This is a genomic window from Colwellia sp. 6M3 (assembly GCF_014077595.1).
GTDB lineage: Bacteria > Pseudomonadota > Gammaproteobacteria > Enterobacterales > Alteromonadaceae > Cognaticolwellia.
On sequence record NZ_JACGWF010000165.1, the window covers coordinates 1 to 2,763 of the forward strand.

1 protein-coding gene is annotated in these 2,763 nt (G+C 31.8%); it reads right to left on the minus strand.

Annotation, left to right across the window (positions count from 1 at the left end; all coding sequences use genetic code 11):
* Positions 1 to 498: 498 nt before the first annotated feature.
* The coding region (locus tag H4J50_RS18680) for a hypothetical protein (protein WP_182257664.1) at positions 499 to 2,763 on the minus strand (2,265 nt) is incomplete at its 5' end.

Consider the following 2,763-nt stretch of genomic DNA (forward strand, 5'->3'; position numbering starts at 1 on the left):
TGTTTATCAACGAGGTGTTTCCAATCATCAAATGTTCTACGTGTCATAAGTCACTCCAAAATTAAGTTGGAGGAACTATAAATTCAAACGTTAATTAATAGAACGTGCTCTTGGCCAGACGTTCACATTATTACAATATAAAACTGTCAATATTATAAGGTATGTAAAATGGTAAGTACAAGCTAGCGCACATATCAAACCAATCATGTCTTTTACGTTTTTATACAGACTGAACTAGTCAAGGTGCAATCAGGGGCTTTTTTATTGAGGCAATAAAAAAGCCTCAACATTGCTGTTGAGGCTTCGTTATGAATGGTGCCGACTGCCGGAGTCGAACTGGCGACCTACTGATTACAAGTCAACGGCTTGGTCTAGCTAAAGTCACCATTTATGCGGCTTAACCACATGAACAATGTATTGAAATACAATAATGGCCCAATCTGTTCTATCTATTGAATATTGACATGTTAGTGGTTTTTTATAATGAATCTAGCTTGGCTATTGCAATTTTTTGTTACGTAAGTAAGCTTTTTTAACAAATTGACAAAAAATCATCAAAAACAATAAATAACTAGCGCTGCCTCCGCTTGACCCTGAACTAGTTGATTTGTCTGGTTCATTTGATTTAGCAGGCGTATTGTCATTATTTTCTTGTATTTTCCCATCATCAATATAAAAATTAAAAGCTGTTGATTCAGTGATACTTTTATCATCAGAAACCAAAACTTTAATGTCAAGATACGAAGGAAGTGCTTTATCAGGTATTAAACCTTCTATAATACCAAGTGTATTAATGCTTAACCAATTTGGTGCATTAAGTAATGAAAAGTTTAAATCATCTAAATCACTATCTGATGCTCTAAAAGGAATAGATATAAAGTCGCCACTTTCGTAATACAAAGTTGCTCCCGGTGACAAAAAGGGAACTCTATTTATAAACTTATCACTGCACTGTTGCTCTAGTAAACAGACAGGATCTATTACTGTTAATTCATTTTTGTTTTCAGGAGTTAAAGTAACAAACATGATTAGATTTCCACTAGCCATCATCCTTTGATCTAAGTCTATACCTATATCAGCTGTCCCGCGTTCAATACCAGGAAATAAAGATAAGTAAGATGGTTTTTCGAGGGTTGTATCAAATATGTAAGGTTCTTCGCCTGAAACTCTTACAAGTTGTTCCTTGTTAAGCTTCTCCGAGAAATGCTTTTTAATTAATTCATAAATCCCTATGATGTAACGACCATCTTGAGTTACTTTAAAAGGATTTACAATATACCTTTTAGTATCTAAATCTAAATTATCTACTTCAATTAGATTTTTATTGTATATGGTGAATAACTTATATTGGTTTTCAATAGCATGATTACTGCCTGTGTAAATAAAAACACCATTTTTGGTTAAATACAGCTGAGTGAATTTAATATCGCCATCATAGTAAATGTTGAATTCAGTAGCTTTAGTATCTGTAGATAATGAAAAAATCTTGCTATATAAATAAAAAGGATAAAAAGTTTTGTCATATTGGTTATAACTATTTTTCCATGTCAAATCTCTAAAGGTTCTGAACAAATCGGTATTTCTGATAGCTACAGACATTTCTTTAGTGACACAGTCATATACAGTTACTTTGTCATCTTCTACAAATAAAATTTTTCCATCAGTAATCGCTTCTAGCTGCAATCGATAGTTGGTTGAGGCAATACCTTCAAATTCCACGATTTGAAATTTATCTTTTAAAATGTATACATCGTTTACGGTATGCAAACCAGAATGTTGATCTAAAGAGCGTTCAATTAAATAGGTATCAGCGCCGCATTGGTATAAACCACCATCAGAATAATCAGAAATTTCATGTTCTGTATTGTCATTGAGATTTAACCGGTAAAGAAAGTCACTCTTAAAATGTTTTGACAAATAGGCATATTCGTCATTTATATGTAATACACCACTGTATTCCGAATTATCAGTACTATCATAAATCAGTTTTTTTGATAATGTGGCTAAATCAATTTGATATAGCCAAGCACCATCTGATAAATAGGCATTTTTGCTGTTTTTCCATGTATTTGTTATAGGGCCGACTTTTAAAGATGAAACGATTGTTGTGTGCTCTCCAGTTAAACTTAAGTGAGAAATACTACCATTATCAATTCCAATACTATTTCCATAAAGTATAAGCCAACCATTATCGATAGAAATGATATTTTTTAAAGTGCCTTTATCTGTTTGGTTATTGATAGCTGGGTATGATACTGGTTTTAAATAAGTTAAGTCCTCATTGGTTTTAAATAATGTAGGGTAGGGAAAGCTTATGAAACTATGTAAATTACCATCATGAATGAATGAGTAAAAAATGTGATGATTAACCGAGGGGTCTTTGTCTGTAACTCCTAAACGACGACCTATTATTTTACTTTCAAAGCTAGATAAATCTAGTCTGAAAAGTTTGTTTTCTTGGTTTTTAACGTCGTTTTCTGAATAATCATGTTTATAGGCATAAATATAATTATCATTTATCGATATTTTCTGTATTTTACCATATGATTTTTCAGCAGCAAAAGTTATTACTTCTTTATCAAAATCTACTTGAGCGAAATTATGATATTTAAAATATTTCGTGTCTCCCCAATTTTGATCAACGAATAATATAGGTTTGCCATTTTTAACTGCGACAATGGTAAACTCTAAAACATTGAAATCATTATTAGAACTAACATCAAATTCCTTTGATGATTTGTTGTACCTATATATACATTGGCG